Source organism: Gorillibacterium sp. CAU 1737 (assembly GCF_039888655.1).
Taxonomy (GTDB): Bacteria; Bacillota; Bacilli; order Paenibacillales; family NBRC-103111; genus Gorillibacterium.
The window spans coordinates 26,121-39,800 of the sequence record NZ_JBDQQO010000006.1; the positions used below are offsets into that span (position 1 = coordinate 26,121).

Here is a 13,680-nt window from a genome sequence, read left to right on the forward strand (position 1 = left end):
CGAGGGAGTTCACAGGCCTGCGCAGGTCAATCGACCCCTTTCAAAGAACCTACCATATCCACGTTGCGGATTTTTCCAGAAAACATCCGATTGACGGTAACGGAAACGATCAAAGTTAGGAAGACACTGAACAGATAGGATCTCGCTTGAATGACGATCATCATGTCAAAGGAGTCGCCCGCCGTTTTGATCATCATGGCCAATAGACCGATTCCCGTTGGAATGCCAAGAAGAATCCCAAGCAAGGACAGCCAAATGTTCTGGGTCAACAACAGGCCGCGAATCCGATTCGATGAAAACCCGATCACTTTGAGCGTGGCCAGCTCCCTTTCCTTCTCCGTGAAGAACAACAGCCCCAAATGATAGAGAACAACGAGGGCGAGCAGCACCGCAAAGAAGATCAGCAGATAGACCATGATGTACATCGAATCGGTCATCTTGTCCCAGCCTGCAATCAAATCAGACTTTGCCCATAGGGAGGCGATGCCTGGAAAGGTCCCGCCTGCTTGTTCGGCCGTTAGCAAGGAGGTAGGACGAAAATCATATCCTTGCTGCTCATAATAGGTGCGTGACATCGTAATCCCTTGCGCGACAGGCGTTCGGTAGATCGCTGAGATCGTGGAGGATGTCCACTCCTCCTGGCCATACAGATGCCACTCGACCTCATCTCCACTCTGCACATTCAATTTATTGGCCAACTTATAGCTAATCGATATTCCGTCTGCGGGGAACTTCATTTCATGGCGGGAAGCATCTGTCCCGCCGATCAGGGTCACCTGATCGGTAATCGAAGCAAGCCCGGAGCTTTTGACTCCTTTCACCCTCAGCTCGACCGGGCTCTCCATGATCGCCTCACCATTAACGGCCTCCTGTGCGGCCGCAATCTGCTCCGATGTCGCCTTCTCTTCAACGGTTAATCTTGTGGCGAAGCGATTGATCTCTTCGTATTGCCAGGTCTTCACGTCATTCACACTGTCTCGCATGCCGAAGGCGCAGACGAGCAGCGCCGTACAGCTAAGAACCCCGACCACTGCCATCAGCGAACGGATGCGGCTGCGGCTCATGTCACGAACATTCCATCGAGTGTTGAAACCGGCGTTCCGCCGCAACAAGACCTTTTCCAGCCACCCTCGCCTCACAGCACGCGGTGCCTTCGGCCGAAGCGCCTCCGCCGTCGTACCTTGAAGGAGTTCCCGGCATGCGAGATAGGTGGTCAGGGTGGCAGCCAATACGGTCATAACTGCCATTCCGTAGAAGAGTGGGGATTGGGCCGCTCCCCACCGAGGGAGCGTATAATAGGCTGACATGGAGGGGTAGAACAAGCGCGGTAGGGTCAAGGGCCCGAGCAGTGTCCCAAGCAGGGCGCCGACAAGAGACAGCCAGAATCCGTAGGAAACATAATGCTGGAGAATCCTCCGCCTGGAAAATCCGATTGCCTTAAGCGTTCCGATCTGAATGCGTTGGAGGTTGACCATGCGGGTCATCGTGGTGAGAATCGTAAGGAGCGCAATGGCGAGGAAGGCAAGAGGAAAGACCGAACCCATCGCCCGGTGCTGCTGAACCTCATTCTGGAATTGAGTGTAGCTCTCAAAGCGGGATCGCGGCAGAAAAACACTGTACGTTCCGCCAAGCGCATCGGCGATCTCTGCCTCCAGCCGGACGGAATCGGTTCGCTCCGTATCGAGAAGCAGCTCCGTCGCAGGCAGTTCCCCCGATATTGGCAGCGAGGCAGCCGGTAAATACGCGTATCCGAAATTGTTGAAATTCGGTGTAAGGTCCCCGCTGGCCGATGAAGATACGTATTCCGGGCTCATCACGGTCCCCCGGATCATCTTCGTAAATGCCTTTCCTTCGTAAGACAAGGTTAACGAATCACCAGGCTGCAGACCCTTTGCTTCCGCAAAGCGATCACTGATCCAGACCCCGTCCTCTGCCGATGAAAAGGAATCCCCACGAATTCGTTTGGGTTTCGATATCATCGGGTTTTCCGTAACCAGCAGGGTGATGACGGGCTTGTTATCAAACTGCTCTCCAATGGTCTTGAGGGAGAGTCTCGGTTCGACCCGAGTAACGCCGTTGATCTTTCTTACCGCTTCCGCATCCTTCTCCGAGAACCCTTGGCCGTATAGCCAAGCATCTGCGAAATGAGTTTCCTGGTAGAAGTTGTCCGCAGCTTTCTGTAACCCATACCACTCTCCCCCGATTCCGGTATAAATAAATACGCCCAGAAAGGACATGAGGAAGATGGACACAAACTGCATCTTGCCGCGGCGCATATCGCGCAGCATTTTCCGCAGCAGCATCATTCCCTCACCTCGCTGACAGCCAGAGGCTCTTCATGAATCTCGACCGAATGCACCTTTCCATTGCGAATGGAGATTACCTTGTCAGCAGCTTTCGCCAATGAGGAATTGTGCGTGACGATGATAACGGTCTTCCCCTCTTCCCGGCTCAGTTTTTGCAGCAGGGTGAGGATGGCTGTCCCGGTTTCGGAATCGAGCGCCCCTGTTGGTTCATCGCAGAGAAGCATAGCGGGATTCTTGCAGATTGCCCTTGCGATTGCAACGCGCTGCTGCTCGCCCCCCGAAAGCTGGGAAGGAAATTGATTGCGGTGCGGAGCAAGCCCCACCGATGCCAGCACTTCGTCAGCATCAAGCGATTCCCCGGATATTTCTTTGGTCAAGGCAACATTCTCCCACGCCGTCAACGTCGGGATCAGGTTGTAGAATTGAAAGACAAAGCCAACGTTCTTCGCCCGATACTCTGTCAATTGCTGTTCCGAATATCCGGCGATATTCTGATCCTTGATCCGGATTTCACCGCTGGATGCTCGATCCATCCCTCCGAGGAGATTAAGAACCGTTGATTTCCCCGCCCCGCTCGGCCCAAGAATAACGACAAATTCACCTTCCTGGATGACAAAACTTACATCATCAAGTGCGCGAAAGACTCCCTCCCCTACCCCATATTCCTTCACGACATGAACGAACTCAATGATTGGTTTCATGAGGCCCCTCCAATATCTGCATCATATGATCAATTATTCATATGTTGATAGTACCAGTTTCTTGCAAGGAGCGTCAACCACTACTCGTGCTTATTTTCACATTTCCTTAGCTTCTTCAAAAGAAGCCGCACGTAAAAAACACCCCGGCATCAGGATGAATCAGAACGGGCAAACGGCCCTTCTGCTTCCTGTACAAGGGTGTTTCTGGGTGTTGGGTTATTCCTTGATGAGGGACATGAATTCCGTTCGCAGCGCGACATCGCGGCGGAAGATCCCCCGAACGCCCGACGTGACCGTCTTGCTTCCGTACTTCTTCACACCGCGCGAGCACATGCACAGGTGCTCTCCCTCCACGACGACAATGGCTCCCTGCGGCTTCAAGACGCGCATGAGGATGTCGGCGATCTCCGAGGTAATGCGTTCCTGAACCTGCAGTCGGCTTGTTACCGCGTCGACCAAACGAGCAAACTTGCTCAGTCCGGCGATCTTGCCGCTTGGAATGTAGCCGATGTGCACCTTGCCGAAGAACGGCGCCATATGGTGCTCACACTGGCTGTAGTAGATGATGTCCTTGACCACGACAAGCTCCTCGTGGTTCTCATCAAAGCTGACGCCGAGAATCTCTTCGTAATTCTGGCCGTAGCCAGCAAAAATCTCCTCGTACATCCGCGTGACGCGGGCCGGGGTGTCGAGCAAGCCCTCCCGGTCCGGGTCCTCCCCGATCAGCCGGAGGATCTCGCGAACATGCTCCTCGATCTTCTCCCGGTTTTCCGCTACCTTCTCATTGCGAAGCTGCTTCGATGGAATGACGCTCTCCCCCTCGCTTGCCGGGTCTTCCCCGATCGGTTTATTTAAACTTGCCGCCGCGGCCAGGCGGTTTCATGCCCGGGTTTTTGCCGCCGCCTTGCTTCATCATTTGCTGAGCCTTGGCAAGCTGCTGGCGGTTCATGTTATAGCCCATTTGCTTGGCCATCTTTTGCAGCAAATCCGGATCGCTCTGCATCTTCTCCATTTGCTTCCTCAAGTAATAAACCCCGACGATAAAGCCTACGATGAGGCCGACGATCAGGGTGAGGACAGGAATCAGCCAGTCCCATACACTGTTCATACGTTCCACTCCACCTCGTTCCAAGAATCAAAACCTTCTCCATGATACCATGTCCCCAAATGGGGAACAAACCGCTTTTTGCGGTTCGGCATTTCCTCTTTATTGAAGGACGGATTCGACGAACAGGGTCGTGTGCTTGGCCAAATCCACTTCCTTGGTGTCCACTTCGCCGTCGAACTCCTGCCTTACGATGCGAACGATCGGGCGTCCCGGCAGTCCCCGATGCTGCCCGACTACGACACCGACCTCCTTGGACGAAAGCCGTACTGAAATTCCAGTCGGATAGATGGAAATGATGCGCATAAATTGAACGAGCGCCTCGTGGTCCAACTCCGTCCCCGCCATCGCCAGCATCCGCTCACACGCCTCATGGGGCAGCATGCGCACCGCCGTATCCTGATACAAAAGATTGTCATAGGTGTTCGCCACCTTGACGATTTTGGCATAGGGATGAATCTGGTCGTCCGTCAGCCCGCGAGGGATTCCCAAGCCGTCTGGCCGCTCGTGATGCTGGAAGGCGGCATGGGCAATCAGCAGGCTGAATTCCCGCTTCGACTTCAGCAGGTCGAAGCCGCGCCATGTATGATGCACCTTCGGATCGGACGACTCGTCGTCCGTGATGGATTCCACCTTGCCGATATCGTGAAGAAGCGCTCCGATGGTCAGTTCCTTTAATTGCACCTGGTTGTAGCCCATGTTCACGCCCATGAGCGCGCTGATGGTCGCCACATTCAAGGCATGGACAAACTGGGCATTGTCATGGGTCCGGATATCGGAGAGCTGCAAGAGCACCTCGGTATTTTGGGAGATGTCCTCCAACAGCTTGTCGATGCTGACGCCGACGGCACGGGTCGAGAAGTCCTTGCCCGACCGAATCGCCTCCATCGCGTCTCCCAGCCGGTGCATGACAAGCCGCTTGTTCTCTTCGGACACTGGATCCTCATAGACGGCATCTTCAAAGAGGGGTTCCTGGATGTACAGCATGGAAACCCCGATTCGGCGCAGCGTATTGATCATATAAACTGTCAGTTGGACCCCTTCGGCAAGAAGCACCGCTCCGCTGCCGGCGAAGATGGTTTTGCCCAAATACTGTCCGGGTTCTACGGAATCAAGACTGACGTATTTCATGTGTGTGCGTCACCCGGCTTTCTGATAAAAGGTACGATCCTTCTGAGGCATGAGAACCCCTACTCTACTACTATCGACGGCCGAGGCCGTTTGTTTTACTCACTTTTCAGCCGGGCAAGCGATTCAGCCGCCCTCTTCCGAACTAATTCCTCGGAATCATGAAGCACGGCGCGGTCCAGTGCTTCCAGAGCTTCCGGCCCCCCCATTCGTTCGAGGGCCCACACAGCGGTAGCCCGAATGTCGGGGCGCGGGTCTTCGGCCAGCACCTGTGCCACAAGCGGCAAAGCCTTTCGGTCGCGGAACTTGCCGAGCCCGAGCAGGGCGTTCCGCTGGATCGGCTTCTTGCCGCGCCAAGCGGCAGCCCCGCTGCCAAACTTCTCCTTGAACTCGCGATTGCCGATGGTGAGCAGCGGTTCAAGCAGCGGCTTTACCAGCTCGGGGTCCGGGGCGAGCTCCTCGTGATGCGTCCAGTTCATGCCCTTGTTCTTCGGGCAGACGATCTGACAGGTATCACAGCCATAGAGCCGATTGCCCATCTTGTCTTTGAACTCGTCCGGGATCTCGTCCTTCGATTGGGTAAGAAAGGACAGACACCGGTTTGCATCCAAGACCCCCGGCTTCACGAACGCCGAGGTCGGACATGCGTCGAGGCAGAGCGTGCAGTCGCCGCAGCCGTCCTCCAGAGGCTCGTCCGGTGCAAAGGGAAGATTCGTGATCATCTCTCCCAGGTAGACATAAGAGCCGAACTCTGGTGTGATGATCGAGCAGTTCTTGCCTGCGAACCCGATTCCGGCCCGTTCGGCAACCGCCCGATCCGATAGCGCGCCGGTATCGACCATGCTTTCCATCCGGGCTTCCGGTATGCGCTCGCGGATATATGCCTCCAGCTTGCCGAGGCGATCGCGAAGCACGGTATGATAATCCAGCCCCCAAGCGGATCTCGCCATGATGCCTCGGGAGGCTCCAGGCTCGGAGCGAGGCGGATCCGGGAGTCGCGTCGGGTAAGCGACGGCGATGGCGATGATCGAGAGAGGGGCATCGAACAGCAGCTCCGGGTGCGTGCGCTTGTCGATGTCCTTCTCCTCAAAACCGCAATCGTAGCCGTTCTCGCGACGCTGAATCAAGCGATCCTTGAGCGTAAGAAAAGGATCGGCGAGTGCAAAGCCGATCTTGTCTATGCCGAGGCTGGAGGCGGCGGCGCGTATTTCTTCTCGTAAGCGAAGCCAATCCCCGGCAGGCGCGTCTAAGTTGAGCGTAACGGCGATTGGTCTCGCCTCCTTCATTATCAGTTACTTCCAATCAGATCGATCACATTCTATCGAGCGGCCGCACTCTTGGCAGCCGCACGGGCCAGCTCGTCGCAGCGATTGTTCCAGCGGTCATCGCTGTGGCCCTTCACCTTGGCAAACTCGATTTGATGGATATCCTTCAACGCGAGCAGCCGTTTCCATAGGTCCTGATTTTCCACCGGCTGCTTCTTGCTGTTGAGCCAGCCGTTCTTCATCCAGCCGCGGTACCAGCCTTGCTGGAAGCAGTTGACCAAATAGGCAGAGTCGCTGTGTACCTTCACCTTGCAAGGCTCCTTCAGCTTGGAGAGGGCTTCGATGACGGAGAGCAGCTCCATTCGATTGTTGGTCGTGTGCGGCTCGCCGCCGGACAGCTCCAATTGATGCTCTCCATAAAACAGGACCGCCCCCCAGCCTCCCGGCCCGGGATTACCGGAGCAGGCCCCGTCGGTATAGACGATGATTTCCTTCATGCTTCGTCTCCCCACCGTTTCTTCCACCAGTCGTAATACACGAGCACCTGCTCGCTATCAAAGGGAGCCAGGCGGCTGTCCGCCCGCTCGGTGAGCTGGCGGAGCCCTTCGCGAACCTTTCGCTCCACGATGTGCGAGTAATGATAGCTCTGGCGATGCCGTTCGTATTCATCCTGATCCACCACGATGCGTTCGCCGCTCGGGGTGACGATCAGGTCAAGGTCATAGTCGATATACGTAATGACGTTGCCGTACATATAGGGCGGAGAAGCGACGTTGCAGTAGTAGCGCACTCCTCCGTTCTCAATCAGGGCCACAATGTTGTACCATACCCCCGGGATGAAAAAGGTCACTCCTGGGCTCCGACTGAACCACTCGCTGCCGGCAGCCTCGACGATTTTGGTACGGCAGTTGACCGTCACCACCATCTGTTCCTGGGCATGGCTCGGGTGCAGCAGCTCATCCGGCACACGCCGATTCTCGAGCCACATGCGATGGAGGTGACCGTTATGTTTAAAGCTTTTGATGACAACCACGTCGGATTCGTTCATGGAACCGGCCTCTTTCTCTCTCTTTGCTCCAGTATACAAGAAAAGCACACCGGCACGCCAACATGCGGGCCGATATGCTTTCAAAAGGTAACAGGCGGTCAGTTCGCGCTTGCGATGCTCAGCGCCATCCTTCCCTTCGGCAAAAAGCGGTCAAAGGTTCTTACCGCGTCGAAGACGGACAGCTCCTGTGCTCCTCCGTGCTCGTCCACCGCGATCAGAATATCGCTTACATTTCGATGATGGAAGCGTTTCTCCAGCGTGCAGATAAGCTCCTTGCCAATTCCTTTGCGACGGTGGAGCGGATCGACGGCCAAACGATAGTAGTAGCCTCGGTTGTCGTCGATTGTGCCAATGATGACTCCCAGGAGGTCCTGGCCTTCCTCCGCCACCAGAACGAGCTCGCTGTCATAGGACAGTTGCCGAGCGAGCGCCTGGCTCGTCTCTTCATAACAGGCTTCGGTCAGGGCTTCAGCCAGCAGCCGGTTTACGTATAAATAATCCGACAGCCGAAAAGAACGAATGATCATGCAGGTCTCTCCCCAGAAGAAATGAGATACGGTACCTCCTATATATTACGACAAAATGACGCAAATTACTTCTGTTTCAGGAGGAAATTTTAAAAATTCATTAACTTTTCACCGTATTGCTCGTGAAAGCGCTTAATATTAACCGCTTTCATCATTTTTCTCGGTTTTTGCCCCTGCGGATCGGTTCGGAATCCCTGCATCGCTTATCCACATGCAGGTAATCCGGGTCTGACGGCATATGCGCACACGCTCAAAGGGGGGCCTCCACCATTATTATGCATGTCCCGGAATGCAGCAACCCCCATTTTTTGAGTGCTTTGTTCTGAGCGTGTTTTGTGTGTTTTGAGTGTGGTAAGACACCCGCTTTTATTTCCTTTGCGTAAGCTTGCCCTTCACCTCGCCGATGGTAACCTTCCCGTTACCCGACTGGGACAGTGTCACATCCTTTTCCACATTGTCAAGCTCCAAGCTTCCGTCTCCGAGCTCGATCTTAGCAGAGCCGCGAACCTGATTCACCACAAGGTGACCATTGACATTGGCAATCTCCACGTCCGAACCGATGTCGCGAACCGTAACATCTCCATCCCGGTTGTCCACTTCGAGAGCTCCTGCCAGGTTGACCACCTCAATACGACCATTGATATTGGCGATCTTGGCACTGGAGGACAGATCCGAGATGCGGATCTCTCCATCCCGATGCGACTCTATGTCCACCATAAACCGCTCGGGTATCGCAATCTCCAGATCGACCGTTCCCGATCCGCTGGCAAGGAACTGACCCCGAAACCGCGCATCCAAATAAGCGGTCTCCTCCCTTGCTTCCAGCTCAAGTGTCAGCTTCTCCATTTTGATCCCCTTGGCCTTAATCTCGGCAGACACTTCGATGGTATCCAGGTCGGGATTGCCTACTAGATGGATGTCTCCATTTCGATGGGCAATCACCAATTTCGTCAGTCCCTCTGCCGGCAGGTTCAGCTTCTTTGAGGCTGTTTCTTCCTTGGCTCCACAAGCCGTGACGAGCAGCAGCAGAGCTAGAAGACAAAGGCCCCTTCCTCTCTTCATCCGATCCTCTCTCCTCTCACTTAAACTACATCTCGCTTCACAAACATAGGGTAGGAAACCAAATGCATGACTGCCAAATGGAGCGCGATCAAAACCAGCGCAAATCCCGCTGTGACTCCCTCTACCGAAGGGTTTCCATAGAAAAAGGGAGTGAAGTCCGTTTGCGAGAACACGAAATATTTCGTCCAGGCCCATCCTTCCATCGCTATGGAGAGGACAAAGCCCGCCACCGAGAGGAGGAGCGAAATGACGATGGAGAAGGTAACGCTGCGAAAAGCGGCGGATATCATGAAGGCGAGCGTAACCGCGATGAGCAGGAAAGGAAGATTTAAGAAGTAAGCCGCCACTAAAGACAACAAGGTAGGGGCCTCGTGAACCATCTGATCCTTGACGTAGAGGGTATAGCCGAACAGGTCATCGAAGCCGAAGAGAAATCCGCCCAAGAGAACGGACACCACAACCGCCGCTGCCGAGAGCAGCAACCCGAATTGAAGGATCGCGAAGTACTTGGACAGGTAGATTTTGGTGCGGCTCGCGGAGCGGGTTAACAGCAGCTTGATCGTACCCGAGACGAACTCAGCAGCCATGATCTCCCCCGCAAGAATGATGGCGATGAGGGAGGAGGCAAACAGAATGTTGCGCACCTGATCCACGGCAAAGCTGCCCCCATGAGAACCCGGCGGGATGTTGTGGTCCAGGTGGTACTCATTCAACAGCCTGTGCTTCTCGGCCTGGATAACTTCCACCTTCAAGGCATCCGGTTCCGCTGCTTCCTTGCTGAGCTGCACATTTTCCTGTTCCAGTTGGATTCTCCAGTCATTCGAAGCATGGCTGTCCGTCGATTTCAGGTTCACGATTTGCAGCAGGACATACAGGAGAGCGATGGCCACCATCACCCACGTGCGCTTTCGTTTGTAGATCTTCATATTTTCGTTGCGAATGAGTGCAATCATTGAGCCTCTCCTCCTGTCATCTCCATAAACTTGTCTTCCAGTGTTGGTTTCCTTACGTTCACCCCGTACACTTGAATGCCCGCCTCCATCAGCCTTCGGCTTATCTCGGGAATGCTCGCCTTGGACAGCCGCAATTGAACAGTAGGCGGGTCCGCCTTGATCTCATGGCCGGTCATGATCGTTTGAAGAAGCTGTACCGCCAGATCCGGCTGGTCCACCTCGAATTCAACAAGGGCCTCATCGCCATCGCGCATCTCTCCAACCTTTTGGACACCGACCAGCTTTCCTCTTTGCAAAATGGCGACCCGATCGCACATCTGCTCCATCTCGGACATGAGATGACTGGAGATCATGATGCCGACCCCCTCCTCGTGGGCCAACTGCTTCAGATGGCTTCTCAGCTGCCGGATGCCGGCTGGATCAAGCCCATTGGTCGGTTCATCTAGCACCAGCAGGGAAGGCTTATGAACCAGAGCGACGGCAAGACCCAATCGCTGCCGCATGCCAAGCGAGTAAGCGGCCACCTTTTCGTGAATGCGGTCCTCCAATCCAACCAAGGCGATAATCTCCCGTATCCTCCCCTCAGGGATCCCCGGTGTCATGCGGGAGAAGTGAATCAGGTTGTCATAGCCTGATAAATACTTGTAGAGATCTGGATTCTCCACTATGACACCGACATGCTTCATCGCTTGCTCAAACTGTTCTTGCGGATCAATCCCCTCAATCTGCACCTGACCTCCCGATCGTGCCATGAGGCCGACGATCATGCGGATCGTGGTTGTCTTCCCCGCCCCGTTCGGACCGAGAAGGCCGAGAATCTCTCCTTTGTCCATCGAAAGGGTAACCCCGTCCACAATTGTCTTGGGTCCTATCCTCTTTGTGAGCTCGCGGATTTGCAGCAGCACGGCAAGCACTCCTTTTCATAGCAAATGGGATGAGATATAATTCCCGTATTCTTGAAGGATCCATCTCAGCCAGCTTCACCCTACCAAATCCCTTGTCATGAAGCCGAGTGACAAACCGTCACAACCTGCTGTGACAAGAAGAATGAGATCGGAGTTGTCCCTATGCCCTTCATAAAGCGGTGGTCCTGGCAGGATTGGACGCTGCTCGCCCTTCGGATCGTGTGGGTAGTCGCCGTCATCCTGTTCATGTATGAGGACAATCCCGCCTTTCCTTTTTGGGCGGTGTTCGTCCCCCTTGTCCTTGCGAACGTAATCCCCTTTCTATTCATAAAAGGCCGCTATGAAAGCTATCTGCTCACTGAACTTCTACTGGCCGGAGGATTGTCACTCTACCTTGCCTATGAGTTAGACCTGACGAGATTGTTTCTGCCTGCCCTCTTTACAATTGCCTTTTATGCTAAAGGACGAGCACATGGGTACGCGATGCCTCTTGCCGTCGCATTCTTTGTGATAAGCGCGGGAGGTTCGATCCCGTTATCGCTGTCGTCGGGAGTGATCAGCCAGAGCCTCTTTGATGCGGTCGTTCTATACGGAATGAGCTTTCTCTTGCAAAAGGGCGCAGAGGCCATCAACGCCATTAAGCAAAAGCTCGCCTTGATCAAGGAGCAATACACGATCCTGGAGCAATATTCCTCGCAGATTGAGCGAATGACGCTGCTGGAGGAACGCTATCGCATGGCCCGCGAGCTCCATGACACGATTGGCCATTCCTTTACTTCCCTCATCTTGGGGATGGAAACTTTAAAAGCCTCTGTTTCCTCCGATGAGGGCAAGAGTAAACTGCAAGGAATGCTGGCCCTTGCTCGAACCGGACTGGATGATATTCGCCGTCAGGTTCATCAGATGGATCCCCTGGAGGAGGCTTTGCCTCTTGATCGTTCGCTTCTTCATCTCATCGATGAATTCATGACAAGCACGGGAATAAGGGTCGTGTTCCGAACGATGGGCGAGCCTTATCCGGTGATGAAGCAGGCCAAGCTTACGCTTCTTCGCTGCCTCCAGGAGGCCTTGACCAATGCCAGCCGACACGGGAGGGCCAGCGTGATTCAAGTTTCCCTCCATTATGATCCGGCACAGCTTATGCTGCAGGTAGAGGACAACGGCAAGGGGACGGATACCCTGCAGGTTGGCTTTGGTCTGAGCGGCATGAAGGAGCGTCTCGCCGCCTTGCAGGGCAGGCTTCAGCTCCATTCCCAAGCGGATGCCGGCACGATGGTCACCTGCACGATCCCCAATCCCTCGCAGGAGGGCGAACAGAGGATCAAGGTCCTTCTGGCGGATGATCAGCCGATCGTTCGGGAGAGTCTGAGGCTGCTGCTCGGTGAGGAACAGGATTTCGAGGTGCTCGTTGCGGAGAACGGCAAGCAAGCGGTTGCCCGCTGCGAGGAGCATAACCCTGATATCGTTCTGATGGACATCATGATGCCGGAGATGGATGGGATCGCCGCGACAAAAGCGATCAAGGAGAAGTGGCCGGACCGAAAGGTCATGCTTCTTACTTCGATCGAGGACTTATCGCTTGCTTCCGAGGCACTTCAACTCGGAGCTGAAGGATATATCTTGAAAACCATCCATCCGAAGGAGCTCGCCGCCACCATTCGACTTCTGTACAGCGGTGGAACCATTCTCTCGCCGGATGTGGCCCATCCGTTATTTCAACAGCTGAGCAAGGGCAAGGTCCCGAATTCGTATGAGTTAACCGAACGGGAAATCGAGATCCTTCGAAGCCTGACCAAAGGGCTCCGCAACAAAGAGATCGCGCAGCAGCTGCATCTGTCGGAAGGAACAATCCGTAATTATATCTCGACCCTCTACCTGAAGCTGCAGGTGAACAATCGTGAAGAGGCGGTGGAGAAGGCAAAAAACGAGCGTCTGGCTTGACCTTTTCGAGCTTGTCAATGATTTTTGCAACACTACGCAAAATTGTTTATAATAAGGGTATGGTTCGCTTGATTCCTAAATTTACATAGTTGGAGGGATTCTATTATGGCACATCAATTGCCACCGCTGCCTTACTCGAACGACGCACTGGAACCGCACTTCGATGCACTGACCATGGAAATCCACCATGACCGTCACCATGCAACGTATGTGAACAACCTCAACGCCGCTCTGGAGAGCGCGCCTGAGCTGCAATCCAAATCCATCGAAGAGCTGGTTGCCGATCTGGACGCTGTTCCGGAAAGCATCCGCACCGCTGTTCGCAACAACGGGGGCGGCCACGCCAACCACACGCTGTTCTGGCAAGTGTTGAGCCCGAACGGCGGCGGCGAGCCGACCGGTGAAATTGCCAAGGCGATCGATGCGGAACTCGGCGGCTTCGCCAAGTTCAAGGAAAACTTTGCCAAAGCCGCTACCACCCGCTTCGGAAGCGGTTGGGCATGGCTGGTCGTCGACAAAGCCGGCAAGCTGTCCGTGACGAGCACCCCGAACCAAGACACGCCGCTTAGCGAAGGCAAAACACCGATCCTTGGCCTCGACGTTTGGGAGCACGCCTACTACCTGAAGTTCCAAAACAAGCGTCCGGACTACATCGGCGCCTTCTGGAACCTCATCAACTGGGACGAAGTGAACAAGCGCTACGCAGCTGCCAAGTAAGGCAGAACGAGAAAAAAGAAGC

14 protein-coding genes are annotated in these 13,680 nt (G+C 54.7%); 2 read left to right on the forward strand and 12 right to left on the reverse strand.

Annotated features, from left to right (window positions below; all coding sequences use genetic code 11):
* Positions 1 to 26: 26 nt before the first annotated feature.
* From AAFN83_RS13670 to AAFN83_RS13725, 12 genes are all read right to left on the reverse strand, one after another.
* Positions 27 to 2,303 carry an ABC transporter permease gene (locus tag AAFN83_RS13670; RefSeq protein ID WP_347770261.1) on the reverse strand — a complete coding sequence of 759 codons (2,277 nt, stop codon included), beginning with the start codon at positions 2,301 to 2,303 and terminating at the stop codon, positions 27 to 29.
* Positions 2,303 to 3,007 (reverse strand): ABC transporter ATP-binding protein, encoded by a 705-nt coding sequence (locus AAFN83_RS13675; RefSeq protein WP_347770263.1) that lies wholly within the window; start codon positions 3,005 to 3,007, stop codon positions 2,303 to 2,305. The genes AAFN83_RS13670 and AAFN83_RS13675 overlap by 1 nt, the downstream gene beginning before the upstream one ends.
* A gap of 216 nt (positions 3,008 to 3,223) precedes the next feature.
* Positions 3,224 to 3,814 carry a GTP cyclohydrolase I FolE gene (folE, locus tag AAFN83_RS13680; protein ID WP_347770746.1) on the reverse strand — a complete coding sequence of 197 codons (591 nt, stop codon included), beginning with the start codon at positions 3,812 to 3,814 and terminating at the stop codon, positions 3,224 to 3,226.
* Positions 3,815 to 3,854: 40 nt separating this feature from the next.
* Entirely contained in the window at positions 3,855 to 4,115 is a 261-nt protein-coding gene (locus tag AAFN83_RS13685; protein WP_347770265.1) for a YneF family protein, read from the reverse strand.
* A 99-nt stretch (positions 4,116 to 4,214) separates the two neighbouring features.
* Positions 4,215 to 5,243, reverse strand: a complete 1,029-nt coding sequence (locus AAFN83_RS13690; RefSeq protein WP_347770267.1) for an HD-GYP domain-containing protein — start codon at positions 5,241 to 5,243, stop codon at positions 4,215 to 4,217.
* A gap of 95 nt (positions 5,244 to 5,338) precedes the next feature.
* Positions 5,339 to 6,526: a tRNA epoxyqueuosine(34) reductase QueG gene (queG, locus tag AAFN83_RS13695; RefSeq protein WP_347770269.1), complete on the reverse strand. Its 1,188-nt coding sequence runs from the start codon at positions 6,524 to 6,526 to the stop codon at positions 5,339 to 5,341.
* 32 nt (positions 6,527 to 6,558) lie between these two features.
* Positions 6,559 to 7,002 (reverse strand): ribonuclease HI, encoded by a 444-nt coding sequence (gene rnhA, locus AAFN83_RS13700; protein ID WP_347770271.1) that lies wholly within the window; start codon positions 7,000 to 7,002, stop codon positions 6,559 to 6,561.
* Positions 6,999 to 7,553, reverse strand: coding sequence for a DUF402 domain-containing protein (locus tag AAFN83_RS13705; protein WP_347770273.1), 555 nt, complete (start codon positions 7,551 to 7,553; stop codon positions 6,999 to 7,001). Before AAFN83_RS13705 ends, rnhA begins: the two co-directional genes overlap by 4 nt.
* Before the next feature lie 98 nt (positions 7,554 to 7,651).
* Positions 7,652 to 8,080 (reverse strand): GNAT family N-acetyltransferase, encoded by a 429-nt coding sequence (locus AAFN83_RS13710; RefSeq protein WP_347770275.1) that lies wholly within the window; start codon positions 8,078 to 8,080, stop codon positions 7,652 to 7,654.
* A 366-nt stretch (positions 8,081 to 8,446) separates the two neighbouring features.
* Positions 8,447 to 9,142, reverse strand: a complete 696-nt coding sequence (locus tag AAFN83_RS13715) for a DUF4097 family beta strand repeat-containing protein (RefSeq protein ID WP_347770277.1) — start codon at positions 9,140 to 9,142, stop codon at positions 8,447 to 8,449.
* 20 nt (positions 9,143 to 9,162) lie between these two features.
* Positions 9,163 to 10,095 carry an ABC transporter permease gene (locus AAFN83_RS13720; protein ID WP_347770279.1) on the reverse strand — a complete coding sequence of 311 codons (933 nt, stop codon included), beginning with the start codon at positions 10,093 to 10,095 and terminating at the stop codon, positions 9,163 to 9,165.
* Positions 10,092 to 11,000: an ABC transporter ATP-binding protein gene (locus AAFN83_RS13725; RefSeq protein ID WP_347770281.1), complete on the reverse strand. Its 909-nt coding sequence runs from the start codon at positions 10,998 to 11,000 to the stop codon at positions 10,092 to 10,094. The genes AAFN83_RS13720 and AAFN83_RS13725 overlap by 4 nt, the downstream gene beginning before the upstream one ends.
* A gap of 162 nt (positions 11,001 to 11,162) precedes the next feature.
* Here AAFN83_RS13725 and AAFN83_RS13730 point away from each other — a divergent pair, with 162 nt between their 5' ends.
* A complete protein-coding gene (locus tag AAFN83_RS13730) occupies positions 11,163 to 12,941 on the forward strand; it encodes a response regulator (RefSeq protein ID WP_347770283.1) in 1,779 nt (592 codons plus the stop codon).
* Between the two features lie 105 nt (positions 12,942 to 13,046).
* On the forward strand, positions 13,047 to 13,658 hold the full coding sequence (locus tag AAFN83_RS13735) for a superoxide dismutase (RefSeq protein WP_347770285.1): 612 nt from the start codon (positions 13,047 to 13,049) through the stop codon (positions 13,656 to 13,658).
* Positions 13,659 to 13,680: the final 22 nt, after the last annotated feature.

What these genes read in the sequence shown, in the direction of transcription:
- AAFN83_RS13670 (WP_347770261.1), bottom strand. Translation starts at nt 2,303, where the DNA reads ATGCTGCTGCGGAAAATGCTGCGCGATATGCGCCGCGGCAAGATGCAG.
- AAFN83_RS13675 (WP_347770263.1), bottom strand. Translation starts at nt 3,007, where the DNA reads ATGAAACCAATCATTGAGTTCGTTCATGTCGTGAAGGAATATGGGGTA.
- AAFN83_RS13685 (WP_347770265.1), bottom strand. Translation starts at nt 4,115, where the DNA reads ATGAACAGTGTATGGGACTGGCTGATTCCTGTCCTCACCCTGATCGTC.
- AAFN83_RS13690 (WP_347770267.1), bottom strand. Translation starts at nt 5,243, where the DNA reads ATGAAATACGTCAGTCTTGATTCCGTAGAACCCGGACAGTATTTGGGC.
- queG (WP_347770269.1), bottom strand. Translation starts at nt 6,526, where the DNA reads ATGAAGGAGGCGAGACCAATCGCCGTTACGCTCAACTTAGACGCGCCT.
- rnhA (WP_347770271.1), bottom strand. Translation starts at nt 7,002, where the DNA reads ATGAAGGAAATCATCGTCTATACCGACGGGGCCTGCTCCGGTAATCCC.
- AAFN83_RS13705 (WP_347770273.1), bottom strand. Translation starts at nt 7,553, where the DNA reads ATGAACGAATCCGACGTGGTTGTCATCAAAAGCTTTAAACATAACGGT.
- AAFN83_RS13710 (WP_347770275.1), bottom strand. Translation starts at nt 8,080, where the DNA reads ATGATCATTCGTTCTTTTCGGCTGTCGGATTATTTATACGTAAACCGG.
- AAFN83_RS13715 (WP_347770277.1), bottom strand. Translation starts at nt 9,142, where the DNA reads ATGAAGAGAGGAAGGGGCCTTTGTCTTCTAGCTCTGCTGCTGCTCGTC.
- AAFN83_RS13720 (WP_347770279.1), bottom strand. Translation starts at nt 10,095, where the DNA reads ATGATTGCACTCATTCGCAACGAAAATATGAAGATCTACAAACGAAAG.
- AAFN83_RS13730 (WP_347770283.1), top strand. Translation starts at nt 11,163, where the DNA reads ATGCCCTTCATAAAGCGGTGGTCCTGGCAGGATTGGACGCTGCTCGCC.
- AAFN83_RS13735 (WP_347770285.1), top strand. Translation starts at nt 13,047, where the DNA reads ATGGCACATCAATTGCCACCGCTGCCTTACTCGAACGACGCACTGGAA.